Raw genomic sequence first — 24411 nt, forward strand, 5'->3', positions numbered from 1 at the left:
TGCGTCGACCCGGCAGATAAAACTGCGGGCGACGGTGCGCCGAATCGGTTCCTACGTCCCGTCGGCATCGGCGTCGGTGCCGGCGTCGGCGTCGACGTCAACAGCGACGTCGGTGCCGCGCTCCGCCGCGGCGTAAATCGCGTCCATCGCGCGCATGTCCACGAGCGCGTGCTGGCCGTCGGGCGCGGGGTCGGTCCCCGTCAGGAGCCGGGACGCGAAGTAGTCGAACTCCTCTGTCATCTGGTTCACCTGCTCGAAGTCGTAGTCGGCGGACTGGTCTCCCCACGACAGCCGGAAGCCGCGTTTCTGGCGGTTGTAGAACGCGGGCTCGATTTCGAGTTCCCCCTCGGTGCCGGTCACCCGGAGGTGGCTCGACTGGTAGGCCGACTGGCTGGCGGTGCAGACCGCGAGCGTGCCGTCGTCGAAATCGACGCCGAAACTGACGTGCTCGTCGCCGACGGCCTCGAACGCCTCGTCGTCGACGCGGGCGGTCGCCCTGACGCGGACGGGGTCGGCGTCGAGGACGAACCGCGCGGTGTTCAGCGGGTAGAGTCCGATGTCCATGACGGTCGCGCCGCCGGAGAGTTCGGGGTCGAGCCGCCACTGGTCGGGGTCGGGGACGACCTCGTCGAGCAGGCGCTGGGACATGTGGCCGTGGACGAACACCGGGTCGCCGATGACGCCGGCTTCGACGAGTTCGCGGGCGCGTCGGACGGCCGGCTCGGTCTGCATCCGATAGGCGACCATCAGGGGCACGTCGGCGCGGTCGCAGGCGGCGACGAGCTTCTCGGCCCGCTCGACCGACGCTTCGAGCGGTTTCTCGCAGAGAACCGCCTTCCCCAACTCGGCGGCGGTCTCGACGTACGGGAGGTGTAACCCGTTCGGCGTGACGACGTACACCGCGTCGTAGGCGTCGGCGGCGACCCCCTCGTGGAACTCGTCGTAGGTGAGCCCGTGGGTTATCGAGTCGGCCAACGCCGTCGCGCCCTCGGCTTTCTCCTTCGAACTGCTGACGACGACCGTGGTCTCGCAGAACTCGGACGCCTCGACGGCGGGAATCGCCTCGTCGCGGGTCCACCAGCCGAGGCCGATCATGGCGACCCTGACGGTGCCCGCCACGTCCTCGCCCTGCCAGTCGCGGCGCGTGAAGTCTTCGACGACGTCGGTGGGTGTGGAACTCATACGGTGGTGACGGAGTTCGAGAGGGTGCCGATTCCCTCGATGGTGATATCGACGCGGTCGCCCTCTTGAAGGTCGAAGGGGTGGTCAGGCACGAGCGAGGTGCCCGTGAGGATGACTGCCAGTTCGGGCACTGTGTTATGGCGCGTGAAGTACGACACGAGTTCGTCGCAACTGCGAACCATCTCGCTGGTGTTCGTGGCGTCGTCGTAGACGACCTCGCCGTCGCGTTCGATGGTCATGCTCATCTCTAACTCGTGGGGGTCATCGACGTCTTCGGGCGTGACCACGCACGGGCCGATAGAACAACAGCGGTCGTACACTTTCGCCTGCGGGAGGTACAGCGGGTTTTCGCCCTCTATCGACCGACTGCTCACGTCGTTGCCGACGGTGTAGCCGACGATTTCGCCGCGACGGAGAACGATACCGAGTTCGGGTTCGGGCACGTCCCACTCGGAATCGTCTCTGACGCCGATGGCGTCGCCCGGTTCGACGGTCCGAGACGGCGTGGCCTTGAAGAAGATTTCCGGCCGGTCGGCGTCGTAGACGTCGAAATACATGTCCGGCATCGAACTCTCCTCTTCGCGGGCCTGCTCGCTGATTTGGTAGGTGACGCCGGCGGCCCAGACCTCCTCGGCGTCGACGGGGACGGTCGCGTGCTGGTCGACGAGGGCGTCGTCGACCACGTCGGCGTCTTCGGTGAGTTCGGAGGCGAGTCGGTCGACGGAGGTCCGGGCGATACTGGCCACCCGAGCCAAGTCGCCGAAGGTCCGAAGGTCCGCGTCGGCGCTCGTCAGGTCGTAGGTCGTGGAGTCGTGCCTCACCGTGAGGCGGCGCTCTCCCGACACCTCAAGCTGGTGGTAATGCATTCAGTATTCTCATTACCATCGATTGTTATAAAAGTACGTCCCGACCCGAACGAGGTGCCGCGGGGTGAGACACAAAACCGCGAGACTGCGGCGGGGCCGGCCTCAAACCGCCGAGCGGGGGAAGTCAGCCGTCGACCGGCGACGAACCCCGATGGTCGCGAGACGGCGGTGCCGGACCGCAAGCGCGGCACGGACGGGGCGTGGACGGTGCCGCCGACGTAACACGGAACCACCGTGCTGGAGGGCGACATAGACATTCTGAGTAACAGAACACTCCGAGTCGGCGAGTCGAATCGAACGAGCGAGGGAGATGCGGTCGCTTCAGCGTATTTCAACGAGAACGGACGCCCGAGTTCGTCGATATCGACCCGCCAAGTAGAAGGAGTTCGACAGCTTTGACGCGCCTCCGGCGACGTTCGGGAACAGCCGAGTTCAGACGTTTATCAACCGATTGTGTTTTCTATTACAGAACGGAGTCGGACAGATATCGAAGGACGAGCACGGCGACGGCTCGCTCGATTCGTGGCGATTCGACGCTGTATTACACGCGTACGCTTGTAATTTAGAACGCCCGACACCGAGGGATAGAGGCGAGACTGCCGAGTTCTCGGGACGAAGAACGGAGACAGGTGGTCGAGAGTTCGGTCCCGGAGTTTCGTTCCCTATTACAGAATCGTCGCTCGGTGGTGCCGGGTTAGAACGCGCTGTCCGCGAACCCGCCGTCGACGGTGACGACCTCGCCCGTCACGAACGAGGCGGCGTCGCTCGCGAGGAAGACCGCCGCGCCGACGATTTCCTCTCGCTCCGCGACCCGGCCGAGCGGCGTTCTCTCGTCGATTCGCTCGCGCTTTTCGGTCCCCTCGGCGTAGGTGTCGGCGTTCTGTGGCGTGATGACGAAGCCCGGAGCGATGGCGTTGACGCGTATCTCGGGCGCGAGTTCCTTCGCGGACGCGCGGGTGAACGCCTCGACGCCGCCCTTCGCCGCCGAGTAGGCGGGGAGGTTCGCCATCGAGAGCCGCGCGGCCAAAGAGGAGATGTTGATAATCGACCCGCCGTCGGCGACGGCCGGTGCCAACTCCTGCGTCACGCGCCGGACGCCCCCGAGCGCGATGTCGGTGACGTGGTTCCACGCGTCGTCGTCGATGCCGAGGACCGACTCGCGGGAAATCGCACCCTGCGAGGCGACGACCACGTCGATGCCGCCGAACTCCTCGACGGCGCGCTCGCGGACGCGTTCGAGCGAGGCCGGGTCGGTCACGTCGCAGGTCACCCGAACCGCGTTCGCTCCCAGTTCCTCGATTTCGTCGGCCGTCTCGTCGACCGCCGACTCGCGTCGGCTGGTTGCGAGGACGTCCGCGCCCTCGCTGGCGAATCCGAGGGCGATTGCCTGTCCGATACCGCTCGTCCCGCCGACGACGACGACGCGCTTGTCACTGACGGAGACTGGCGTGTGCTCGTATGCGACCATGGTTGGAGTCCACACGGTACCGACATGATAGTTGCGGAACGCGCGATGGAAGTGCCGCATGCAGTACGTTTTTACGGGCACGTCTCACATGTGCTGTCATGCGAGGACTTGCCAAAGTGGAGCGTAGCTCCGGCGCTATGGAGTTCGTCGAGCGACCGAAACCGGAGCCGGGCGCGGGAGAGGTGCTGGTGGAGGTCGACTACGCCGGTCTCTGCGGGAGCGACGCGGGAATCTACGAGTTCGAATCCGCCTTCGAGCGGATGGAACTCCCGACGGTCATCGGCCACGAGTACGCCGGTCGGGTGGTCGAAGTCGGCGACGGCGTGACCGAGTTCGGCGTCGGCGACCGCGTGGTCGAACGGCCGATTCGGGGTTGCGGCGAGTGTTACCAGTGTCGCATCGGCGAGGAGAACGTCTGTCAGGACGCGGTCATCACCGGCGTCGACCACGACGGCGCTTACGAGCGGTTCATCGCCGTCCCGGAACGCGCCCTCCATCCGATTCCGGACGACGTGGAACAGCGGCACGCCGCGGTCGCGGAGCCGACGAGCATCGCCGCGCGCGCCGTCATCGAGAACTCCCGGGTCGGCGCGGGCGACCGCGTGCTGGTCGAAGGACCCGGCCCCATCGGTCTGCTCACGGCCCAAATCGCGGCCGCGCAGGGCGGCACCGTCGTCGTCTCCGGCGTGGGACAGGACGCCGACTACCGACTCCCGCTCGCGGGGGAACTCGGCTTCGAGACGGTCAACGTCGCCGACGACGACACCGAGGCACGCCGCGAGCGCCACACCGGCGGCGTCGGCTACGACGTGGTGTTCGACACGACCGGCCACCCCTCGGGGCTCACGACGGCCGTCGACGAGGTCCGCAAGGGCGGCCAAATCGTCCTCGTCGGTCAGACCGGCGAGACCTCGATGCCCTACTCCCCGCTCGTCCGGGCCGAAATCGACCTGCAGTGCTCGTACGCCTCGATGTACGAGGACTTCGAGCGCTCGTTCCGGCTGATTCGCGACGGCGACGTGGACTGCGAGACGTTCGTCGACACCCGGTTTTCGCTGTTCGAGGCCGACGAGGCCTTCGAGACGTTCATCGAGGGCGGGACGTGCAAGCCGGTGTTCGATATCTCGGAGTTGGCGTAAGGGGAGTTTCGGACGAGAGCAGTTCAACCCGGCAGTAGTAAATCAAATTTAAAGCAATACTATGGACAGGAAAAGACGTCTATTCAACCAGTAAACAACGTCTACGTCACAGAATACGCATTTAAATTCATTCTTAGAGAGTAGAAAGCAGATTTCCCTCATATTCTACGAATAAATAGCAGTTGTCCGGGTTTGAAAGCTCGTGATAAGAGATTATATAGAAAATTGACCCAATAATTCAAAACCGTTCGGGAATTTTACTCAGCAGAAGTTCCTATTTTAGACAATACTAATGCGTCGGGTCGAACCTCGAATCCGAATCGGGACGCGGCGCTACCGAGAGGTCGCCGAAGAGACGAAGCGAGGAGAGTCGAAGGGCGGCGTCAGTCGCTGGCCGAATCGCCGCTGGCCGGCGACGAGAACTCGGAGTCTCCGTACGTAGAGTCCGAGCGGTCGTCGGCGAGGCCGTCCGCGCCGGGAGTTTCGCCGTCCGGGAAGTAGCAAGCGGCGCGGTGTTCGCCGTCACGGACGGTGTCGAGTCCGGGTTCGCTCTCCCGGCACTCGTCTTCGGCTTTCGGGCACCGGGGGGCGAAGACGCACCCGGACGGGAGATTCACCGGGTTCGGTGGCTCGCCGTCGAGCAGGACGCGGTCGCGGTCGACCGTCGGGTCCTTCTCGGGGGCGGCCGCGAGGAGCGAGGTGGTGTACGGGTGTTTCGGCTCGGCCGCGATGGACTCGACGTCCCCCTCCTCGATGACCCGCCCGAGGTACATAATCGCGAGACGGTCCGACACCTGCACCAGACTGGCGAGGTCGTGAGAGATGTAGACGATGCCGATGTCCTCGGTGTCCGCGAGCTCTCGCAGGAGGTTCAGCAGGTTCACCTTCAGCGACACGTCGAGCATCGACGCCGGCTCGTCGCAGATGAGGAAGTCGGGGTCGAGGACGAGCGCCTTCGCCACCGCGACGCGCTGGCGTTGGCCCCCCGAGAGCTGGTGTGGGTACTGGTCGAGGAACTTCCGCGCGGGCGTGAGCCCGACTTTCTCCAGCGTCTCGACGACGGCCCGTTCGCGCTCGTCGGTCCGGTAGTCGTGGATGGTGAGCGGTTCGCCGACCAACTGCCGAACCGTCTGTCTCGGGTTGAGCGAGTCGAAGGGGTCCTGGAATATTATCTGAACCTTCCGGCGGAACTCGCGCATGTTCCCGTCCGCGTAGTGCTCGTAGGGCTCGCCGTCGAAAACGAACTCGCCGCCGGTCGGCTGTTTCAGGAGTGCGATGGTCTCGCCGAGCGTCGACTTCCCACAGCCGGACTCCCCGGCGATGCCGAGGATTTCGGACCGCCGGACGCGCAGGGAGACGCCGTCGACGGCGCGGACGTAGTTCGGGTCGTTCCCCCTGAGTTGCTCCAAGAGCGGCTGGCTCTGCTCGTAGTACTTCTCGAGACCGTCGGTTTCGAGGAGCACCTCGCCGCGGTCCGATTCGTCGTGGCTGTCGGGGATGCCCCACGTCTCCGGGTCGGTGGCGTCGCGCCGCATCTGGGCGGCTTTGGTGACGTGGTGGCACGCCGAGCGGTGGTTTCGGTTCGGCAGGTCGACGAGGTCCGGATGGGACGCCTCGCACTCCTCGGTCGCGAAGGGACACCGGTCCTTGAAGACGCACGCGCCGGGTGCCTCGCTCAGGTTCGGCGGCGACCCCGGAATCGAGACGGGGTCCTGGTCGCCCTCCTCTATCTCCGGGAAGGAGTTCTTCAACCCCATCGTGTACGGGTTCGTGGGGTTCACGAGGACGTTGTCGACGCTCCCCTGTTCCATGGCCTTCCCGCCGTAGAGTATCGAAAGCTCGTCGCACGTCTCGGCGATGACGCCGATTTCGTGAGTGATGAGAAGCAACGAGCTGTCCATCCGGTCCTGTATCTCCAGAATCTTGTCGATAATCTTGTCCTGAACGATGACGTCGAGCCCCGTGGTCGGCTCGTCGGCGATGATGAGGTCAGGTTCGAGCGCGAGCGCCATGGCGATGGTCACGCGCTGGCGCATCCCCCCGGAAAACTCGTGGGGGTAGTCGTCGATGCGGTCGGGGTCGAGCCCGACGATTTCGAACAGCTCTCGGACCCGCGAACGCGCCTTGTCGTCGGTGACGTTCCGGTGGGTCTGAATCGCCTGCCGAATCTGCGCGCCGGTGGACATCACCGGGTCGAGCGAGTCCATCGCGCTCTGGGGGATGTACGCGATGTCCTCCCAGAGCACGTCGCGGCGCTCGCGCTCGCTGAGGGCCGTCAGGTCGCGGCCGTTGAATTCGATGCTACCGGATTCGACGGAGCCGTTGCCCGGAAGGAGACCGAGAACGGCCTCGGCCAGCGTCGATTTCCCCGAGCCGGACTCGCCGGCGAGGCCGTAGTTGACGCCCTCGTCGATGCTGAACGACACGTCGTTGACGGCGTGGACGGTTCCGCTGTCGGTCGAGTACGTGACCGTGAGGTCTGTGATATCGAGGAGGCTCATTGTTCGGTCTGAATCTCCGGGTTGATGACTTCTTCGTAGGCGCGGCCGATGAGGAACACCGAGGTGGTGATGGCCGCGATGCCGAGCGCGGGCGGGAGCACCCACCACCAAGCGACGCGCATGTTGCCCGATTCGAACACCTGTCGGAGCATCCGGCCCCAACTCGTGACGGTCGGGTCGCCGAATCCGAGGAACGCCAGGCTGGCCTGCGCGGCGATGGCCCACGCGATGCCGTAGGCCGTGTAGAGAAAGCCGATGGGGAGCACGTTCGGCGCGACGTGGTAGAGCATCGTCCGCAGGTCGCTCGCGCCGCTGGCGCGCGCCGACTTCACGAAGGTGCGCTCCCTGACGGAGAGGACTTCGGAACGGACGACGCGCGCGGGCATCTTCCAGAGGAACGCGACGATGATGCCCGTCATGAGCCAGACGCTCGGCGTCACGAACGTCAGGAGCAACAGCGCCATCGGCGTGAACGGCAGGGAGAACGTGAGGTCCGTGATACGCATGAGAACCTCGTCGACCCAGCCGCCGTAGTACCCGCTGACGAGCCCCACGAGAAAGCCGAGCGCGCCGGTTCCGATGCCGCCGAACAGTCCGACGATGAACGTCGGTTGCGCGCCGGCGAGGAACTGGCTCAGTACGTCTTTGCCGTAGGCGGTCGTCCCGAACGGAGCCGCGCCGGTCGGTTCGGACAGCCGCAGCATCGAGCCGGCGTCGTCGCGGACGGTGTGCTCGATGGGGTCGTGCGGGGCGAGCGCGGGGCCGAGGAGACCGAGGAAGACGAACGCCGCGACGATGAGGACGCCGGCGAACGCGAGGCGGTCGCGGCGCAGGAACGTGAACTGGTCGCGGAGCGTCTCCGCGACCCCCTCGACGCGCTTTTTCAGTTCGGCTTCGGGCTTCGTCTCGGTGCTCACGCGGCACCACCTCCGCTGGTCGAGACGGTCGGGTCGAAGTAGGCGTACAGCACGTCGGCGACGAGGTTCGCCACGATGACCGCGAGCGCCATGATGAACACGGCCGCCTGCACCAGCGGGTAGTCCTGCTGTTGGATGGCGAGCACGAGTTCGCGGCCGATGCCGGGCCAGCCGAAGACGACTTCGAGCAGGATGAGCCCCTGGAATATCATCCCGAGACGGAGCGCGAAGTAGGTCAGAATCGGAAGCATGGAGTTCCGACCCGCCCGCGCGAGCTGTTGCATCTCGGAGAGCCCCTTGGCGCGGTGGAGCTTGAGGAACTCCGAGCCCCGCTTTTCGACGACGCCGTTGCGCGCCAAAAGCAGGAAGTCGCCGCTGTAGTACAGCACCGACACGGTAAACGGCAGGACGTAGTGGTGCAGGAAGTCGAGCGAGGTGAACGTCTCGACGTAGCCCTCCGGCGAGGCGCTGATAGAACGCATCCCGAAGGCGGGCACCAGTTCGAGGTTGTACGCGAAGACGATGACGAACAGGATGCCCGTGATGAACACCGGCGTCGACCGGAGGAACGTCGTGGCGATGATGCTGAGCTTCTCCAGTTTACTCCCGCGGTTCCAACCGACGTACATCCCGAGCAGGGAGCTCAGAACCGCCGTCGTCACTAACGCGGGGACGAGCAGGATGAGCGTGTTGACGAGCCGCGGGGCCAGTACCCCCCAGACGGGCTGGCTCCGCAGGATGGAGTAGCCGAACTGGAACAGCAGGATGCTCTGGAGGTAGCTGAGGTACTGCCGCCACATCGGCTGGTCGAGGCCGTACATCGCTCGAATCTCGGTGATTTGCTGCTGGCTCAGGTTGCCCGCGGTGACGAGAGATTCGAACGGACTCCCCGGAAGCAGCCGCAGGACGACGAAGATGACCGAGACGGCCACGAGGGTGAGCACGATGGAGATGGCGAGCCGCTTTGCGAGAAACCGCTGGAACTCGCTCATGGCCGGACCCCCCAACGCCACGAGTGGATAGTGTTCGACATGCGTGTCACCTCACGAGAAGTCCGCCTGTCCGAGTTCGTCGCGGCGCTTGTGCATGTTCCCGGGCTGGATGCGCTCGACGAAGGCGGCCCACGCGTCCCCGTTGGGGAACCGGAGGTTGCCGTCGCCGTCCCGCGTGTAGCCGGCCCGTTCGAGGAGCGATTTCGCCCCGTCGATGTCGAACTCGTAGTGAGTCGTGTCCGACGTGTGCCACGGCGTGAGGTCCGAAATCGGGTTCTCCCCGCTCGGAACGGTCGCGCGGTCCTGCAGCACGTCGGCGGCGAAGCCCTCGGTGTCGACCGACTTGGCGAGGGCGACGCGGAACTCCTTGTCGCGGACGAGCGGACAGGAGAACATCAGCTTCGTGTCGAGCGGCGCGAAGTTGCCCGAGGTCATCTTTTCGACGCCGGCGGTGCTCGCGGCGCGGTCGGCCTGCGAGTTCGAGAGCGTCGTGCCGATGGCGTCGATTTCGCCGCCCTGCAGCGAGCCGATCATGGAGTCGATGTTGCCGACGTTTATCCAGATGACGCGGTCGACGCCCTCGCCGGTCGTGGCCTGGTCGCCGAGCACGTCTGCCCGCCAGTCGTCGTCGAACATCCAGTGGCCCTCGTTTTTCGAGACCTCGAAGCGGGTTCCCTGCTCCCAGTTCTCGTACGTGAACGGCCCCGTGCCAACGGGCGACTCGGGGTTGTGCTGGGACGGGTTCTCCACGTCCTCCCACTTGTGCTTGGGGATGATGACGCTTCGAACGACGCGCTGGGTCATGAACGCCGCGTCGGGGCCCTTCAGATTGAACCGAACCTCGTGGTCGCCGAGCACCTCGACCGACTCGACCGGCTCGTAGAACGGCGTCTGACTGGTCGAGGAGTGTTCCTTGTACAGTTCGACGGTGAACTTCACGTCCTCCGCGGTGAACGGCTCGCCGTCGTGCCACTCGACGCCCTCGCGAAGAGTGAGTTCGACGGTGGTGTCGTCGACGAACCCGCCGCCGGTCGCCAGCGCGGGGACGACTTCGAGGTCCGGCGTGGCGTCGAAGAGGCCGTCGTAGATGAACGTCAGCCGCTTCGCCTCCGCGCCGCCGGCGGCCCACGGGAGGTTCAGCGAGTTCATCGAGGTGGTCACGCCCTTGATGTAGGTCCGGTCGTCGGTCTGGGGTTGCAGGTTCACCTCCGACCAGACGAACGAGTCCTTCGTCGGCCCGTTGCCCGGCGTCTGGACGTAGCCGCTCCAGCGCTCCGTGTTGACCGCGGTGACGATATCGGGGAACAGCGTGATGAGCGCGCCCACGTCTTCGCTGAAGATGCGCTGCGCCTCGGCGACGAGCTCCTCGCGCTCGGTGCGGTCGGTCGTCTGACTCTGTTCCGTCAGCACCTCCTGCAGGTCGGGGTGGTAGTAGTTGTCGTAGTTCGAGAGGCTCGTCTCGCTCCGCCGCATCAAAAGCGGGTTCGGGTCCAGCCCGCGTTGCGGGTCCGGACCGTGGGTGCTCATCGAGAGGATGGCTTCGAGCCCCTTCGTGTCCCAGCTCTGGGCGTACAGTTGGTTCAGCGGTCGGTCGTTGAGTTGCGTCTGGATACCGAGCGCGTCCAGCCCGCGCTGGACCATGAGCGCGTGTTCCCGCATCCACGGGTCGTCCTCGCTCGAAAATTCGACCGGGACGGGGTCCAACACCGCGCCGGCGGTCGCGCTGTAGTCGAGCGGCGGTTCGTCGGCGTCGATGGTCTCCCACTCGCGCCAGTACTTCGTCTCGACCGTCTCCGGGGTTCCGGACGGGACCTCGGGGGTGAGACTCGACCCGCCGTCGCTCCCGCCGCTCCCGTTGCCGCCGCCACCGGAACACCCCGCGAGTCCGGTCACGCCGAGGGCGGTCGCCGTCGCCGCCACGTAGTCGCGTCGCGTAAGGCCAGTTCCACGTTCGACACCCGAACTATCACGATTTTTCTCCGACATTGCGACAGCCTGTTATGGAGTATCTTCCATGGTGCTGTTCCCGATACGGCCCGATATCTATCGTTCTTTATATACTCGATCGGCGGGATGCGGCAATATTCTCCAACAAGCAGTGAGCTACTCCTGTCGCGGACCGTAGATGAGTTCGAGCAGATTTCGCTCCGCGGTCCGGAGTCGTTCGCTCAGCGTGGACTGCGCGATACCCAGTTCCTCGGCGAGTTCGGTCTCAGAGGTCTCCCGCGGAATGTGGAAGTAGCCGTGGTTGAATGCCGTCTCCAGAACCGCGAGTTGGTCGTCGGTCAGCTTGGAGATTAACACCTCCTTTAATCGGCCGCTGTCGAGCGGTTCACCCGGGGCTTCGTCCTGCGTGACGGAGCGGAGTTCGAACTCCCCGAGCGTCTCCTGAATCTCGTCGGCGAGTTCCCTGAAGTGGTCCCAGTCCTGGGCGGTGGCAACGACCTCGAAGACGCCGTCTTGGAGGACGATGCGGTTCGGAATCGTCTCCTGTCTGAGAACCAGTCCGAGGATGAACGGGTACGACTCGTTGGCGAGAATCGTCACTCGACGTATCTGCACGTCGGTCGAGGCGGTCGGAATCTCCTCGTCGTAGAAGACGGTCACGCCCGAGATGTCGGCGAGGAGGGACTCCACGTCGAAGGGGCCGTTCGAGGCGATGGTGAGCGACTCGATCCACGTCCCGTCCTCGACGTAAAACGCGTTGTCCAACTCGATGCTCCGGGCGTCTCGCAGGCGGCGATCTATCTTCGACATGACGCCGGTCGGAGCCGTCGTAAACTCAACACGTAAGATGCGAACTCACCCGTACCGGGCAGATACCGTTCACCTACAAATAGACCGGTGGTTACCGCAACGGGCGATGACATCGGCCCGAGTTCGCGACGCCCTCGTCAACGTTTCAGGCGACGAGCGGCCAGTAGAAGAGCCACGAGAGGGTCACGACGACGAGCGACAGGCCCATCGTCACGAACCCGAACAGCGTCACGTCCCGGTTCGTCAGCGGTCCGCGGTCTAGCGAGACGAGGACGGCGGTCGTGTTGAACGGGAGAATCGTGGTCGACCCCACCACGAGGAGGACCGCGAGTCCGAGATAGAGTTGCGTCACGCCGAACGTCTCCGCGAACCGGAGCACGATGGGGAGAATCACCACGATGGCGGCCGACCCGGTCGAAAAGAGCACGCGAACGACGACCGCGAACCCGAGGAGCAGCCCGACGAGTTGCCAGTGGCTGAACGCCTCGAACGGGACGAACCGCGCGAGGAGGTCGACGACGAGCGCGATGGTTTGGGTCGCTTCCAGGGCGTCCAGAATCGACAGCGTCGCGCCGATGAGAAAGAGGACACCCCAACTGAGTTGCTTGACGTCGTCGGCGTCGATAACGTCGACTCCCGGAAGCGCGAGGACGGTGACCGCGACGACCGCCGGGAGAATCTCGGGGAGTCCGACGAACGACCCGACGACCCACGCGAGGACGGTACCGGCCATCACCGCCGCGACGAGTCCCTGTTCGCGAGTCAACTCGCCGTCGGCGGGCGCGCCCGCGAGCCCCGACGCGCCGTGGTCGACAGTCGAGTCGGCGTCGACGGCGTTGAGGAGACCGGCGGCCGCGGCGGCCAGCGCGTAGAGCGCCACCGTCGGCGGGACCATCAAGACCGCCCACTCGACCCACGAGAGCGGTCGAACGCTCGTCGCGAGGATGCCCGAGGTGACGAGCGCCATCCCGCCGCCGGTCATGAGCGCCATCGACGCGATGGGGTTGACGTGGCCCAAGAGGAGGTACGTCGCGCGCTCGAACCCGCTTCCCGCCGGGAGGTCGAACTCCGCTGTCACCTCCTCGACGATGGGGATGAACGCGACCGCACGGGCCATCGCCGACGGCATGAACAGCGCCAGCACGAGGACGTTCCGCGCGATGGAGCGAAACGTCCCGCGAGGCGTGCTGTCCGGGGACAGCAGTCGGTTCGCTAACCGGGTGTCCAACCCCACCGACCGGACCGCGTTGCCGAGGAGTAACAACACGAGGAGGAAGTACACGAGCGAGGAGGTGAAGCCACTGACCGCGGCCTCGAAGGAGTCCACGACGCCGAGGGCGTACAACAGCGAGACGCAGGCCAGACTCGAAATCGCGTACGGAACCGGCTTCGTCAGCCAGAGCAGGAGCGCGACGACGAAAACCGAAAGCGCGTACTGCGACCGGACCGGAAGAACGGAGACGGGGTGGAGGCCGACGACCGCGAGGAGCAAGGCGGCGGCGACCGCGAGCGTCACCGTCTGCGGCGAGAGTTCGGGGGTGCGCAGACCTCGGTCGGGCAACCAATCTGTCACGAATTTACCTGCACACAACGGCCCCAAATAGCTACTGCCGGCGACAATTCGGGCCGCCAGTCGAAGGAGAGAGCGCGAATCGAGTTGACACGACCCGAATAGAAACTATTAGAATTACTTGGATTATTTGAGCTTCTCAAAGAGTCGGAGTAACCATAATTATTTCAACTGTGCCGAGAATCTCGCTAGCACGGATATCCCCATCATGTCACGTGCAGTCAGCGTCTGTCTCCTCAAAGGCGGTATCGGCAAGTCGACGACCTCCATCAACCTCGCCCGCGAACTCGCACACCGGGGAAGCGACGTCCTGCTCGTGGACCTCGACCCGAACGGCCACACCACGACGGGCCTCGGGTTCGGCGAGGAGTTCTACTCGGAAGCGCACCTCGGTGACGTGCTCCTCGACGACGCCGAGTTGGAGCCGCGTGAGCTCATCTTGGAGACCGACTTCGAAATCGACCTCCTCCCGTCGAACGACCGCATCGAACAGGTCGAGTCCGACCTCGGCGGCGTGATGATGGGGTCGGCGCGCCTCAAACAGCGCGTCATCGACCCGCTCCTCGGCGACGACTACGACTACGTCGTCGTGGACTGCCCCGCGGCGCGCGGGAAGCTCAACGACAACGCGCTGTACGCCACGCAGAACCTCGTCTTGCCGATGCGCCCCGAGTCGGGGGCACTCTCGGGACTCGAAAAGACCGTCAAGCGACTCATCACGCCCGCGCGCGAACACTTCGACCTCGAAATCCTCGCGGTCGTGCCGACCGACCTCCGGGACCGAATCGACCACGACCGCCCGACGAGACGCCTCGTGGAGGCGCTCGTCTCGAAGCCGAACATCGCCTCGAAGCTCCCGAACTTCGCGTACACCGACCCGGACGTGTTCGAGGCCATCGACGACGGCGAGTGGGACGGCGACCTGCCGAAGCCGGGGATTCGGCACCGGTCGGCCATCGACGCGTCGATTCGCGAGCACATGCCCCTGCGGGACTACGACAGCACCTGCGACCAGTTGGCGTGCTACGACGAACTCGCCCAAATCGTCGAAGCAGGCGAGGTGGCCCGATGAGCGAAGACCCCTTCGGTGACCTCGACGCCGCGATGGGAAGCGGGGAGGCCGCCTCCGAGCCAGCGCCGGAACCCGAACCGGAACCCGAAGACGCCGAGCCCGACGACGCGGTCGAATCGGAAGCCGAGTCAGCGTCGGAATCGGCGTCCACAGAGCCGCTCGACCCCCGCGAGCGCCCCGCCTTCGAGTTCGACGAGACCGTCCACAAAGCGCTGTACGTGCTCGAAGCGGTCGCCGACGAGTTCGACGACATCATCACCTACGACGTGGAGCGCGAACTGACCCGCGACCACGGACTCAAGGGCGTCACGAAGAGCGAACTCCACAACGCCGCGCTCGCCGTGGCGACCGAACACCCCGAAGAAATCGTCGAACGCGTCCTCGAACAGCGCGGCGTCGACGACGAGGACACCGAATAATTCGGATAATCTGCCTCCGTCAAAACTCGGAGCGCCGGACAGAAGCCGAGTGACACCGACAGCGGGAGCGGGAGGGTTCTATCCGAGTGGGTCGTGAATCGAGATATGGGGAAAACTCTTGTTTCTACCCATCATAGTAGGACGTATGTCCGAAGCGACGCTGGACGGTCGCGGACGCCTCACGCTCCCCAAAGAGGTCAGAGAGCGGTACGGCGAACACTACCGCATCGTCCAACTGCACGACGGTATCAAGCTGATACCAATCGAGGACGACCCGCTCGATGCGCTCCGCACCGAGTTCGCGGACGTCGAGAAGACGGCCGAAGAACTCCGCCACGGAGCCCGGAACGCGGCGATAGACGAGGCCGGGCGCTGAATGTACGCCGAGACGGACTTCCTGCTGGCGCTCATCAAGGACGAGGACTGGCTCGGCGACGCCGCAGAGGCGGTCTACCGAGACCACCGAGACGAGCTGTGGACGTCGCAGTTCACGCTCATCGAACTCCTCATGGTCGCGTATCGAGAAGAGCGGGACACGGAGCGGGTCGTCGCGAACGTCGCCGCGCTGTTGGAAGTGCGCGGGGACGTGGATACGGTTCTCACGGCCGCGACCTACGTGGAAGACCACGGGTTCACGCCCTTCGACGCGCTCCATCTCGTCGAGTCCGATGGCGACACTATCGTGTCGAGCGACGAGACGTACGAGTCGTTTGCCCCGCGGCTCGACCTGAAGGCCGTCGAAGACGAGTGACAGCTGTAGGGCAGTTATTCTCCAGACAGTCCTGATTCCCAACAAGACCGCTCCGAGTTCAGCACGGTCTCGGCAGACTATCAGCGACTGCGGTTCGACACCGCCGATAAACTGAGGCGGAGGCAGAGGCGGAGACGGAGGCGGTGACGCGTCGAAATCCGGCAGTCACCGAATCATCTTGTCTCGGTCGGGGTCGAAAAGCGGCCCAGACCGGACCGTCGCGGGGTGGGCGTCACCCTCGTACCGGATTTCGATGTCCTGCCCCGAACTGGCGTACTGCTCGGGGAGGTACGCGTACGCGATGCCGGCGTCGATGGTGTAGCCGTAGTCCGCCCGACAGCAGTAGCCGACGACGTCGCCGTCGGCGACCACCGGGTGACCCGCGTCGACGACGGCTTCCTCCTCGTCGAGCGTTATCGGGACGATTCGGTCGCTCGGACCGTCGCCCTCCTTGTCCTCCACCAGCGCCGCCTTCCCGACGAAGTCGGTGTCGAGGTCGACCGCGAAGCCGATGCCGGCCTCGTACGGGTTGTGTTCGGGCGTGAGGTCCGTCCCCCAGAGGCGGAACCCCTTCTCCATGCTCGTCGAGTCGAGCGCGGCCCAGCCGACCGGCGCGATGTCGTACTCCTCGCCGGCCTCTCGAATCGCGTCCCAGAGCTGGCTTCCGTACTCGGTCGGGGCGTAGATTTCCCAGCCGAGTTCGCCGGCGTACGAGAGTCGAAGCATCGTCACGGGGATGCTTCCGAGGTAGGTCTCCCGTGCGGAGTAGAACGGGAACTCGTCGTTCGAGAGGTCGGCCTCGACGAGGTCGGAAAGCACCTTCCGGGAGTCGGGTCCGAAGACGCCGATGCCGGTCCGACTGGAGACGTGCGCGGTCACGTCGACGGAGCCGTCGTCGGGTGCGTGTTCTTTGACCCACCGCGAGTGGAGCGTCGCCGAACTTCCGCCGCCGGTGAACAGCACGAAGCGGTCGTCGCCGAGGCGGGCGACCGTCAGGTCGGCGAGCACGCCGCCGTCTTCGTTGAGCATCGCGGAGTAGCGCATCCGGCCCGGCGTGACGTCCATATCGTTCGTCAGGAGACCCTGCAGGAACTCCAACGCACCCGGTCCCGTCACTTCGATGGGCGTGAACGTCGTCATATCGACCATGCCGACCTTCTCGCGGAGGTGCTGGTGTTCCGCGCCGTGGACCTTCGACCAGTTCTGCGAGAGCCAGTCGGGGCGGTCCGGCACGTCGTACGTTTCGAGGAGCGTCTCGTTGGACTCGTACCACTGCGGGACCTCCCAGCCGTCGCTGTCGTAGAACTCCGCGCCGAGGTCGTCCTGCCGGTCGTAAAACGGGCTCCGGCGGAGCGCGCGCTGTCCGCTCGGTTGCTCGCGCGGGTGGATGAGCTGGTACACCTCGCGGTACTGCTGTGCGCCGCGCCCGTAGGTGTACTCCCGACTGCCCGTGTGCGACTGGAACCGAGAGACGTGCGCGCCGGAAGCGTTGACGCGGGAGCCGTCGAGCCGCGGCGTCCCGTCTTCCATCCAACTGGCGACGATGTCGCCCGCGCCGCCGGACTGCGTGACCCAAATGGCGAGCGCCCACCAGAGTCCCTCGGTGTCCTCGTCCGGCCCGAGGATGGGCATGCCGTCGGGCGTGAACGAGAACATGCCGTTGATGGCGGAAGTCCACTCGCAGTCCTCGAAGCCGGGGACGAGTTCGTTCGCGGCGTCGAACGCCGACCGGTCGTGGTCCGGGTGGGTGTTCTCGTAGAAGTGCTCTTCCGTGAACTCGCGGAGCGACGGGTATTCGAGTCCGAGGTCGTCGAGCTTGTCGGGACCGTAGATATCCGCCGGGTCGACGAGAAGCGACTCGTGGTTGTACGAGCCGATACCGTAGCGCTCGCCGTGCTGGCGGTAGTACAGCGAGTGGTCCTGATGCCGGAGGAGCGGCTGTTCGATTTCGCGCTCTGCGCCGTCGAGTTCGTCCAGTTCGTCGGAGACGAGATACTGGTGCGCGCAGGGAACGAGCGGGATGTCCGTGCCGACCATCTCGCCGAACAGCGGCCCCCAGATGTTCGTGGCGACGAGCACCTCGTCGGCCTCGATGCGGCCGTGTTCGGTGTCGACGGCGTCGATACTGCCGCCAGAGATGTCGATGTCCGTGACCTCGGTGTGGCCGTAGAACTCGACGCCGGCCTCGCGCGCCTCCTCCGCCATCGACTCGGCGGCGCTGACGGCGTCAGCCTTCCCGTCCGACGGGACGTAGTACCCGCCGTAGATGACGTCAGAGTTTATCTGCGGGACGCGCGCTTCGACCTCCTCGGGCGTGAGGAGTTCGCCCTCGTCGATGCCGTAGGACTGTCCCCACTCGCGCTTGCGCTTGAGGAAGTCCCAGCGCGCTTCGGAGTAGGCGACTTCGATGCCGCCGCACGTCCGGAAGTCGCCGAACCCGTCGTAGAGGTCGCGCGTGTACGACGCCATCTCCGTCATCAGCTTGTTCCCGGCCGTCTGGAACACGAGTCCGGGAGCGTGAGACGTCGAACCACCCGTCTCGAACAGCGGTCCGCGGTCGAGGACGACGACGTCTTCGCGGCCCGACTCGGCGAGGTGATACGCCGCGCTACAGCCGACACAGCCGGCCCCGACGACGACCGTTCCGGCGCGTTCGGGAAACGTAGACCATGTGTTCATGTACCAAACAGTAGTGACTGCGGCCCCCGGATATCTCTCCGGGTCCATTATCTGAGGTGTATACGTACTGGGGGGTGACGAGAGCCGGGTCTCGTCGGGGACGAACGTCGGTCTCGGCAAGAGTTGTGCGCCAGCGAGAATTGCGCGCCGATGAGAATCGTGCGCCGATGAGAATCGCGTGACGGCGAGTCGCGTTCGCCGGCGCGCGTCAGTCGCCGACGAGGTACTTCTCTCTGAGGTAGATGACGAGGCTGGCGCTCAGGAACGCGAGCCCCGCGCCCCGTAGCTCACCGACGGTCATCGCAAACAGCGCAACGACGAAAAGAGAGACCGCGAACGCCGCCGAACCGACAGCGAGCGCGTTCATCGAGAGCGTCGAGTCATCGTTCGGTGATTCGGTCGTCAATCGTCCGTCGTACCGGGATTTTCCCGGACGTTTGTCACGACCGACGTTCGAGAGCGACCGACGTCGATGTCGATGTCCTCGTCCGCCAAGTCCTCGATTCGCTCGGCGAACTCCTCGGACTGCAGGAGTTCGTACTCCTTGTCGAGACCGAGATACACCGTGTAGCACATGACGACGAGGACGACGGCGAACGGGAACCCCGTGGCGATGGCCGCCGTCTGGAGCGCGCCGAGGCCGCCGCCGTAGAGGAGAAGCGACGCGACGAGGCCCTCGGTGACCGCCCAGAAGATGCGTTGGGTCCGCGGCACGTTGTGCTTGCCGCCGGACGTGAGGTGGTCGACGACGAGCGACCCCGAATCGGAGGAGGTCACGAAGAACGTCACCACGAGCGTCACGGCGAGCAGTCCCGAGACGGCGCTGAACGGGAACTGTTGGAGAAGCGCGAACATCGCCACCGTCTGTCCGGCCTCGCCGTAGGTGGCGAGGACCGCGCCGTTACCCTGAAGCGAGTTGAACAGCGCGCTCCCGCCGAACGCCGAGAGCCAGAGCGTCGAGAACAGCGACGGAAGGACGAACACGCCGAGGACGAACTCGCGGACCGTCCGCCCCTTCGAGATGCGCGCGACGAACATACCGACGAACGGCGACCAGGCGATCCACCACGCCCAGTAGAACACCGTCCAGCCGTTGACCGTGGACGCGCCGTCGCCGAGCGTTCCGGTGAAGAACGCGAGCGAGAGGAAGTCACTGAAGTAGTTCCCGAGGCCCTGCACCCACGCGCCGAAGATGCTCATCGTCGAGCCGGCGACGAGCACGAACGCCAACAGGAGGAACATCAAACTGACGTTCACCGTGCTCAGACGCCGGATACCGTCTTCGAGGCCGGCCGCGACGGAGGCGGTGGCGATGAGGGTAATCGCGGCGATGAGCGCGATTTGCATCCCGGTGTTGTTCGGAACGCTCACGAGACCGAGCATGCTCTCGCCGAGGATGTACGACAGGCCCGTGTTTATCTGTGCGACGCCGAGGCCGAGCGACGTGGCGAGGCCGAACAGCGTCGCGAACACCGACACGAGGTCGATGAGGTGGCCCGGCCAGCCGTAGATTCGCTCGCCGAGGAGCGGCCAGAAAATCGACCGGAACGTGAGCGGGAGCCCCCTGTTGAACGAGAAGAACGCGAGCCCCAGTCCGACGAGGCCGTAGATGGCCCACGGGTGGAACCCCCAGTGGAAGAACGTCTGCGTCATCGCGGCGATGCCCGCGCCACCGGTCCCGGCTTCGGCGTCGAAGAAGCCGGGGACGTTAGTGAAGTAGTACAGCGGCTCCGAGACGCTGTAGAACATGAGGCCGATGCCCATGCCCGCGCTGAACAGCATCGCCATCCACGAGAAGTCGCTGAACTCCGTTTCGGCCTCGACGCCGCCGAGGGTTATCTCGCCGTACTTACTCAGTGCGAAGTACGCCAAGACGACGATAAAGAGATTCACCGACAGGAGATAGAACCACCCGAAGTTGCCCTCGAAAAAGCCCCTGACGGCCGAGTAGACGCTCGCCGCCTGCTCGCCGAGAACGAGCGTCGCCGCGACGAAGACGCCGATTATCAAGAGCGCGACCGGGAAGACGACGGGATGGATGTCGAACCCCCACCGCTGGATGTTCCCGTCACCGGGTTCGCGCTCCGTCTCGGGGTAGAACACGTCCGCCTGTAGGTCGCTCGTCGATTGGTCGGCCGAGTCGTTGCTATTCGCCATACGATACACCCTCCGTGGATGACCGCCACTGGAATTCGTGTACGTTCATGTCGTTGTCCCCGCTTCGGGGCCACCCGTCGTCACCGCCGAGGACGGCCGATATCGACTTCGACGCGGCCATCCGTCCCGTGACACGAGCCCACACCCCTCACGATTCAACCAACCCATCGGTATTACACATCTTAACCGATAGTCTTCGATAATAGTGGCATTTATACGCAAATAGAGGAACGTTGCGAAAATTATACCCTCAAATCGGTTGACGAGGTGAAACCGAAAGCCGCGGTCGTCACTCGAACCTGTCGAGCGAGAACATGTCGAGCGGCAGGTCGCTTTCGCCGTCGACGACGAGGTCGGCGAGGATTTCGCCGATGACGCTGGCGAACTTGAAGCCGTGTCCCGAAAAGCCGGCCCCCACGGCGACCTGCGGGTGGTCGGGGAGCGTGTCGAGGATGAAGTGTTCGTCCGGCGAGTTCGTGAACATGCACGTCGCGAGCGACATCGTCGGCCCCGCGGCCTCCGGGAAGTACTTCTCCGTGACGTCCCGGAGTATCGCCTCGTCGGCGCGGTTCGGCTCGCGGTCGAAGTCGTCGGGGTCGACCTCCTCGTCGCGGTGGTGGTACTTGCCGAGTTTGAATCCCGGCACGTCGTGGACCGGGAACCCGTAGAACCGCCCCTCGGGGACGCTGAGGTTCCAGACTGGGAACTCCTCGGGCGCGAACGTCGCCGGCGACTCGGGCTGGAACCACGCGAGCGCCTGTCGCTCGGGGACCGCGAGGCCGTCCAGCGCGTCGGCGAGTTTGTAGTTCCACGCGCCCGCGGCGAGCACGAGCGCGTCCGCGACGTACACGCCCCGGTCGGTGCGGACGCGCACGCCGCCGTCGTTCGTCTCCGCCCAGTCTTCGACTCGCTCGCGGGCGCGAATCTCGGCACCCCGAGCCTGTGCGGCCTCGGTGTGGGCGATAATCGCCTGCTCGGGGACGACGAAGCCGCCGTCTTCCTGGTAGACCGCGCGGTAATCCTCGGGGAGTTCGTAGCCGGGGAACCGCTCGTTGACCTCCGCACCGGTCAGCACCTCGTGGGGGATGTCGTGTTCCTCACAGGAGCGTTTCGAGCCGGCGAACACGTCGTTATCCTCCGGGCCGGCGTCGATAGAGCCGGTTCGGTGGATGACCCCGCGGCCGGTCTCGTCGGCGAGGTCGTCCCAGAGGTCGTACGCCCGTTCGATGAGCGGGACGTACGAGGGGTGTTCGTAGTACGCGCGCCGGATAATGCGCGTGATACCGTGAGACGACCCCTGCGAGTGGGGGATGTCGTATCGTTCGAGACCGACGACGTCGAGGCCGCGGTCGGCGAGGTGGTACGCGGTCGCGCTTCCCATCCCGCCGACCCCGACGACGGCGACGTCGTATCGGTTGTCACGGACACTCATGGTGTCCGGCGGTTCGGAACGTCCCCCCTTCACTCTTGACCTGTATCACGGAGCCCCTTTTTCAGGGAGACGGCTCCCGTTCGGCCGACGGCGGCGGTCACGGGCGGCCGTCGTCCTCGCGGCCGACTATCCACTGCCACTTATACGGGTCCACTATTTCCGACGAATCCTTTTCCTCGGATGTGTGTTTCTTTCTCCCATGACACGGTGGAACAACGGTCGTGACGAAATCGGTGCGGTAAGTGCCGACATCACCGCGGAAACGAACGCGTTACCGGCGAAGTACTTCACGGACCCCGAAGTCCACGAGATGGAAAAGGAGAAAGTGTTCGGTCAGTACTGGGTCTACGCGGGTCACGAGACCCACATCCCGGACGCGGGCGACTACTTCACGCGGACCATCGGCGACAAGCAGATTATCGTCACCCGCGACGGCGACGGCGACGTTCGGGCGTTCTACAACGTCTGTGCCCACCGCGGGTCGAAGATGCTCGACGAGACGCCGATGACCGACCCCGGAAGCCTCAGTCGAATCACCTGCCCGTACCACCTCTGGGCGTACGAGCTCGACGGGTCGCTCCAGAGCACTCCGAAGAGCTTCGAGGAGGCGAGTCTGAACCCCGACCTCGACGACGACGCCGTCAGCGAACTCGACCCCAAAGAGAACGGCCTCATGGAGGTCCACACGGACGCTATCGGGCCGCTCGTGTTCGTCAACTTCGAGGACGAACCGAGCCTCTCGCTGGCCGAACAGGCCGGGTCGATGAAGACCGAACTCGAGGACCTACCGCTCGGCGAGTACGAACACGCCCGCCGCTACGTCTCCGAAGTCGAGTGCAACTGGAAGACGTTCAGCGGGAACTACTCGGAGTGCGACCACTGTCAGGCGAACCACCAAGACTGGGTCCGGGGACTCGAACTCATGGACTCCGAACTCGAAGTCAACGACTACCACTGGGTGCTCCACTACAAGCACAAAGAGGACGTCGACGACGAGATGCGCATCCATCCCGAGCACGAGGCCAAGTTCTACTACTTCTGGCCGAACTTCACGGTCAACATGTACGGCACCGCCGACGGCTACGGCACGTACATCATCGACCCCATCGACGAGGGGCGCTTCCAGCTCATCGCGGACTACTACTTCCGCGATGCCGACCTCTCCGAGGAAGAAGAGAAGTTCGTCCAGACGAGCCGACAGCTCCAAGAGGAGGACTTCGAACTCGTCGAACGGCAGTACGAGGGACTCACGTCCGGCGCGCTCGGACAGGCACAGCTCGGTCCGAACGAACACACCGTCCACAAACTCCATCGACTCGCACAGGACGCTTACAATGCCTGACGACGAGGATTCCAAACTAGCCGAAAAGCCACGCGCCGGCGTCGTCACCTGCCCGGCGTGCGACCTCCACGTCTCCGTCTCGGAGCCGAACGAGGCAGTCGAACTGTACCGGCGACACGCGAACGTCACCGGCCACGACGTCGAGTGGGAGCGCGTCGCGTTCGACGCCGAGGCCGAGAGCGACGACGTGAAAGAGGCGCTCATCGAACTCGGCGAGGACCACCCCGACGGCGTCGCGCTCGGGCGACTCGCCGCGGCGCTCACAGACAACGGCGTCGCCATCGGCGAAACGCTCGACGCCGTCCGCGACCTGCGGATGAGCGGCGAAATCTACGAACCGCGGGACGACCACGTGCTCGCGGTCTGACTCCCGTACCCCCTTTTGGCGGTCACTCCTCGACGAGAATCGATTCGACCAGCTCCGAGGTCCCTCTCCTGATACGCCCGCTGACCGCCGTCGGCGAGATGCCCAGCACGTCCGAGAGGTCGTCTAGCGCCGCCTCTCGCGGCTCCTCGAAGTAGCCGTGCTCGTAGGCGGCCACGAGCGCGTCGCGCTGTGCGTCGGTCAGCTTACTCGGCTCGCCGTTCATCCAGCCGTCCTGCTGGAACATCCGATTCAGGTCGAAGGAGATGTCGTTCGCCTCGCAGTACTCCCAGAGCTCCGAGAGCGCCTCGCGGTCCGACAGCTGGAGACGGACCCGCCACCCGGACATCTCGTTACTGCACGCGTCGAGCATGAGTCCGCCGAGTTCCGTGACCATCGGCGACAGCAGTATCGCGTCGTTCGTGTGGCCGATGCGATAAACCACGGAGTCCTCCCGCTCGGAGACGAGCCACCAGTCGCGGACCGTGTGGTCGGCTTCCAACGCCTCTTCGAACGCGGCGACGTCCGCGTTCTTCACGGCGAAGAAGAACTGGCCCGTCTCGGGGTCAGTTCCGGACTGAGAGACGACGTCTATCTCGCTCGCGGCTTCCGACTGAATCGTCGGCGTCAGCGCGAGGTCGTCGTGCGCGATGTCGGCGACAGTTATCAAACTCATTGTGACTTCACCTCGTGGTCCGGTGGATTCGACACCGGCCAAACCAGAGTGTCGAATCGGTTGAAGTACGCGAAGTCGTATCGACGTTCGCGGCAGAAACGTGACTCATGGGCACGTTATAGTAGTT

At 64.9% G+C, this 24411-nt stretch carries 21 protein-coding genes; 7 read left to right on the plus strand and 14 right to left on the minus strand.

The genetic code is table 11. From position 1 onward, the window contains the following. Nucleotides 1-51: 51 nt before the first annotated feature. The 3 genes from gfo6 to IEV64_RS14845 form a co-directional block, all read right to left on the minus strand. Nucleotides 52-1182 (minus strand): D-xylose 1-dehydrogenase Gfo6, encoded by a 1131-nt coding sequence (gfo6, locus tag IEV64_RS14835; RefSeq protein ID WP_188424257.1) that lies wholly within the window; start codon nucleotides 1180-1182, stop codon nucleotides 52-54. Then, complete coding sequence (locus tag IEV64_RS14840; protein WP_049920456.1) at nucleotides 1179-2048, minus strand: fumarylacetoacetate hydrolase family protein; 870 nt, start codon at nucleotides 2046-2048, stop codon at nucleotides 1179-1181. The genes gfo6 and IEV64_RS14840 overlap by 4 nt, the downstream gene beginning before the upstream one ends. Before the next feature lie 694 nt (nucleotides 2049-2742). Beyond that, nucleotides 2743-3516, minus strand: coding sequence for an SDR family NAD(P)-dependent oxidoreductase (locus tag IEV64_RS14845; protein WP_007274182.1), 774 nt, complete (start codon nucleotides 3514-3516; stop codon nucleotides 2743-2745). Nucleotides 3517-3614: 98 nt separating this feature from the next. Between IEV64_RS14845 and IEV64_RS14850 the strand changes: the two genes are divergently transcribed. Then, on the plus strand, nucleotides 3615-4655 hold the full coding sequence (locus tag IEV64_RS14850; protein WP_188424258.1) for a zinc-dependent alcohol dehydrogenase: 1041 nt from the start codon (nucleotides 3615-3617) through the stop codon (nucleotides 4653-4655). Between the two features lie 383 nt (nucleotides 4656-5038). Here the strand turns inward: IEV64_RS14850 and IEV64_RS14855 are convergent, their stop codons facing one another. The 6 genes from IEV64_RS14855 to IEV64_RS14880 all read right to left on the minus strand — a co-directional run bounded on the left by IEV64_RS14855 (nucleotide 5039) and on the right by IEV64_RS14880 (nucleotide 13338). Further along, entirely contained in the window at nucleotides 5039-7156 is a 2118-nt protein-coding gene (locus IEV64_RS14855) for a dipeptide ABC transporter ATP-binding protein (RefSeq protein WP_007274180.1), read from the minus strand. Further along, entirely contained in the window at nucleotides 7153-8073 is a 921-nt protein-coding gene (locus IEV64_RS14860; RefSeq protein WP_004972224.1) for an ABC transporter permease, read from the minus strand. Before IEV64_RS14860 ends, IEV64_RS14855 begins: the two co-directional genes overlap by 4 nt. Further along, the gene (locus IEV64_RS14865; protein ID WP_188424259.1) at nucleotides 8070-9065 is read right to left on the minus strand and encodes an ABC transporter permease; all 996 of its coding nucleotides are present in this window, start codon (nucleotides 9063-9065) and stop codon (nucleotides 8070-8072) included. Before IEV64_RS14865 ends, IEV64_RS14860 begins: the two co-directional genes overlap by 4 nt. A 51-nt stretch (nucleotides 9066-9116) precedes the next feature. Next, nucleotides 9117-10985, minus strand: coding sequence for an ABC transporter substrate-binding protein (locus tag IEV64_RS14870; RefSeq protein ID WP_188424260.1), 1869 nt, complete (start codon nucleotides 10983-10985; stop codon nucleotides 9117-9119). A 183-nt stretch (nucleotides 10986-11168) separates the two neighbouring features. Beyond that, the gene (locus IEV64_RS14875) at nucleotides 11169-11822 is read right to left on the minus strand and encodes a helix-turn-helix domain-containing protein (RefSeq protein ID WP_004972231.1); all 654 of its coding nucleotides are present in this window, start codon (nucleotides 11820-11822) and stop codon (nucleotides 11169-11171) included. Nucleotides 11823-11967: 145 nt separating this feature from the next. Next, nucleotides 11968-13338 carry an SLC13 family permease gene (locus tag IEV64_RS14880; RefSeq protein WP_188424336.1) on the minus strand — a complete coding sequence of 457 codons (1371 nt, stop codon included), beginning with the start codon at nucleotides 13336-13338 and terminating at the stop codon, nucleotides 11968-11970. 262 nt (nucleotides 13339-13600) lie between these two features. Here IEV64_RS14880 and IEV64_RS14885 point away from each other — a divergent pair, with 262 nt between their 5' ends. The 4 genes from IEV64_RS14885 (at nucleotide 13601) to IEV64_RS14900 (ending at nucleotide 15634) form a co-directional block, all read left to right on the plus strand. After that, nucleotides 13601-14464, plus strand: coding sequence for a ParA family protein (locus IEV64_RS14885; RefSeq protein WP_004968460.1), 864 nt, complete (start codon nucleotides 13601-13603; stop codon nucleotides 14462-14464). Next, nucleotides 14461-14883 carry a DUF7970 domain-containing protein gene (locus tag IEV64_RS14890; RefSeq protein ID WP_004968459.1) on the plus strand — a complete coding sequence of 141 codons (423 nt, stop codon included), beginning with the start codon at nucleotides 14461-14463 and terminating at the stop codon, nucleotides 14881-14883. Before IEV64_RS14885 ends, IEV64_RS14890 begins: the two co-directional genes overlap by 4 nt. Nucleotides 14884-15028: 145 nt before the next feature. Next, on the plus strand, nucleotides 15029-15259 hold the full coding sequence (locus IEV64_RS14895) for an AbrB/MazE/SpoVT family DNA-binding domain-containing protein (protein WP_004968458.1): 231 nt from the start codon (nucleotides 15029-15031) through the stop codon (nucleotides 15257-15259). Beyond that, the gene (locus IEV64_RS14900) at nucleotides 15260-15634 is read left to right on the plus strand and encodes a type II toxin-antitoxin system VapC family toxin (protein WP_188424261.1); all 375 of its coding nucleotides are present in this window, start codon (nucleotides 15260-15262) and stop codon (nucleotides 15632-15634) included. It abuts the gene before it with no gap. 165 nt (nucleotides 15635-15799) lie between these two features. Here IEV64_RS14900 and IEV64_RS14905 read toward each other — a convergent pair whose 3' ends face one another. The 4 genes from IEV64_RS14905 to solA all read right to left on the minus strand — a co-directional run bounded on the left by IEV64_RS14905 (nucleotide 15800) and on the right by solA (nucleotide 21902). Further along, the gene (locus IEV64_RS14905; RefSeq protein WP_188424262.1) at nucleotides 15800-18313 is read right to left on the minus strand and encodes a GcvT family protein; all 2514 of its coding nucleotides are present in this window, start codon (nucleotides 18311-18313) and stop codon (nucleotides 15800-15802) included. A 208-nt stretch (nucleotides 18314-18521) separates the two neighbouring features. After that, the gene (locus tag IEV64_RS14910; protein WP_004968455.1) at nucleotides 18522-18680 is read right to left on the minus strand and encodes a hypothetical protein; all 159 of its coding nucleotides are present in this window, start codon (nucleotides 18678-18680) and stop codon (nucleotides 18522-18524) included. 35 nt (nucleotides 18681-18715) lie between these two features. Next, entirely contained in the window at nucleotides 18716-20470 is a 1755-nt protein-coding gene (locus IEV64_RS14915; protein ID WP_188424263.1) for a BCCT family transporter, read from the minus strand. A 289-nt stretch (nucleotides 20471-20759) separates the two neighbouring features. Then, nucleotides 20760-21902 carry an N-methyl-L-tryptophan oxidase gene (gene solA, locus IEV64_RS14920; RefSeq protein ID WP_007274171.1) on the minus strand — a complete coding sequence of 381 codons (1143 nt, stop codon included), beginning with the start codon at nucleotides 21900-21902 and terminating at the stop codon, nucleotides 20760-20762. Between the two features lie 199 nt (nucleotides 21903-22101). Between solA and IEV64_RS14925 the strand changes: the two genes are divergently transcribed. Together IEV64_RS14925 and IEV64_RS14930 are read left to right on the plus strand one after the other, a co-directional pair. Then, complete coding sequence (locus IEV64_RS14925; RefSeq protein WP_188424264.1) at nucleotides 22102-23244, plus strand: aromatic ring-hydroxylating oxygenase subunit alpha; 1143 nt, start codon at nucleotides 22102-22104, stop codon at nucleotides 23242-23244. Further along, complete coding sequence (locus IEV64_RS14930) at nucleotides 23237-23611, plus strand: hypothetical protein (RefSeq protein WP_188424265.1); 375 nt, start codon at nucleotides 23237-23239, stop codon at nucleotides 23609-23611. Before IEV64_RS14925 ends, IEV64_RS14930 begins: the two co-directional genes overlap by 8 nt. Before the next feature lie 22 nt (nucleotides 23612-23633). On the opposite strand, the gene IEV64_RS14935 is transcribed toward IEV64_RS14930, so the two are convergent. Next, nucleotides 23634-24284: a helix-turn-helix domain-containing protein gene (locus IEV64_RS14935; protein ID WP_007274168.1), complete on the minus strand. Its 651-nt coding sequence runs from the start codon at nucleotides 24282-24284 to the stop codon at nucleotides 23634-23636. Nucleotides 24285-24411 lie beyond the last annotated feature (127 nt).

Origin of the sequence: Haloferax sulfurifontis (assembly GCF_014635105.1) — an archaeon.
GTDB lineage: Archaea > Halobacteriota > Halobacteria > Halobacteriales > Haloferacaceae > Haloferax > Haloferax denitrificans.

Coding starts and splice junctions, on each gene's coding strand:
- gfo6 (WP_188424257.1), bottom strand. CDS start 1,182: ATGAGTTCCACACCCACCGACGTCGTCGAAGACTTCACGCGCCGCGAC.
- IEV64_RS14840 (WP_049920456.1), bottom strand. CDS start 2,048: ATGCATTACCACCAGCTTGAGGTGTCGGGAGAGCGCCGCCTCACGGTG.
- IEV64_RS14845 (WP_007274182.1), bottom strand. CDS start 3,516: ATGGTCGCATACGAGCACACGCCAGTCTCCGTCAGTGACAAGCGCGTC.
- IEV64_RS14850 (WP_188424258.1), top strand. CDS start 3,615: ATGCGAGGACTTGCCAAAGTGGAGCGTAGCTCCGGCGCTATGGAGTTC.
- IEV64_RS14855 (WP_007274180.1), bottom strand. CDS start 7,156: ATGAGCCTCCTCGATATCACAGACCTCACGGTCACGTACTCGACCGAC.
- IEV64_RS14865 (WP_188424259.1), bottom strand. CDS start 9,065: ATGAGCGAGTTCCAGCGGTTTCTCGCAAAGCGGCTCGCCATCTCCATC.
- IEV64_RS14875 (WP_004972231.1), bottom strand. CDS start 11,822: ATGTCGAAGATAGATCGCCGCCTGCGAGACGCCCGGAGCATCGAGTTG.
- IEV64_RS14885 (WP_004968460.1), top strand. CDS start 13,601: ATGTCACGTGCAGTCAGCGTCTGTCTCCTCAAAGGCGGTATCGGCAAG.
- IEV64_RS14890 (WP_004968459.1), top strand. CDS start 14,461: ATGAGCGAAGACCCCTTCGGTGACCTCGACGCCGCGATGGGAAGCGGG.
- IEV64_RS14895 (WP_004968458.1), top strand. CDS start 15,029: ATGTCCGAAGCGACGCTGGACGGTCGCGGACGCCTCACGCTCCCCAAA.
- IEV64_RS14900 (WP_188424261.1), top strand. CDS start 15,260: ATGTACGCCGAGACGGACTTCCTGCTGGCGCTCATCAAGGACGAGGAC.
- IEV64_RS14905 (WP_188424262.1), bottom strand. CDS start 18,313: ATGAACACATGGTCTACGTTTCCCGAACGCGCCGGAACGGTCGTCGTC.
- IEV64_RS14910 (WP_004968455.1), bottom strand. CDS start 18,680: ATGAACGCGCTCGCTGTCGGTTCGGCGGCGTTCGCGGTCTCTCTTTTC.
- IEV64_RS14915 (WP_188424263.1), bottom strand. CDS start 20,470: ATGGCGAATAGCAACGACTCGGCCGACCAATCGACGAGCGACCTACAG.
- solA (WP_007274171.1), bottom strand. CDS start 21,902: ATGAGTGTCCGTGACAACCGATACGACGTCGCCGTCGTCGGGGTCGGC.
- IEV64_RS14925 (WP_188424264.1), top strand. CDS start 22,102: ATGACACGGTGGAACAACGGTCGTGACGAAATCGGTGCGGTAAGTGCC.
- IEV64_RS14930 (WP_188424265.1), top strand. CDS start 23,237: ATGCCTGACGACGAGGATTCCAAACTAGCCGAAAAGCCACGCGCCGGC.
- IEV64_RS14935 (WP_007274168.1), bottom strand. CDS start 24,284: ATGAGTTTGATAACTGTCGCCGACATCGCGCACGACGACCTCGCGCTG.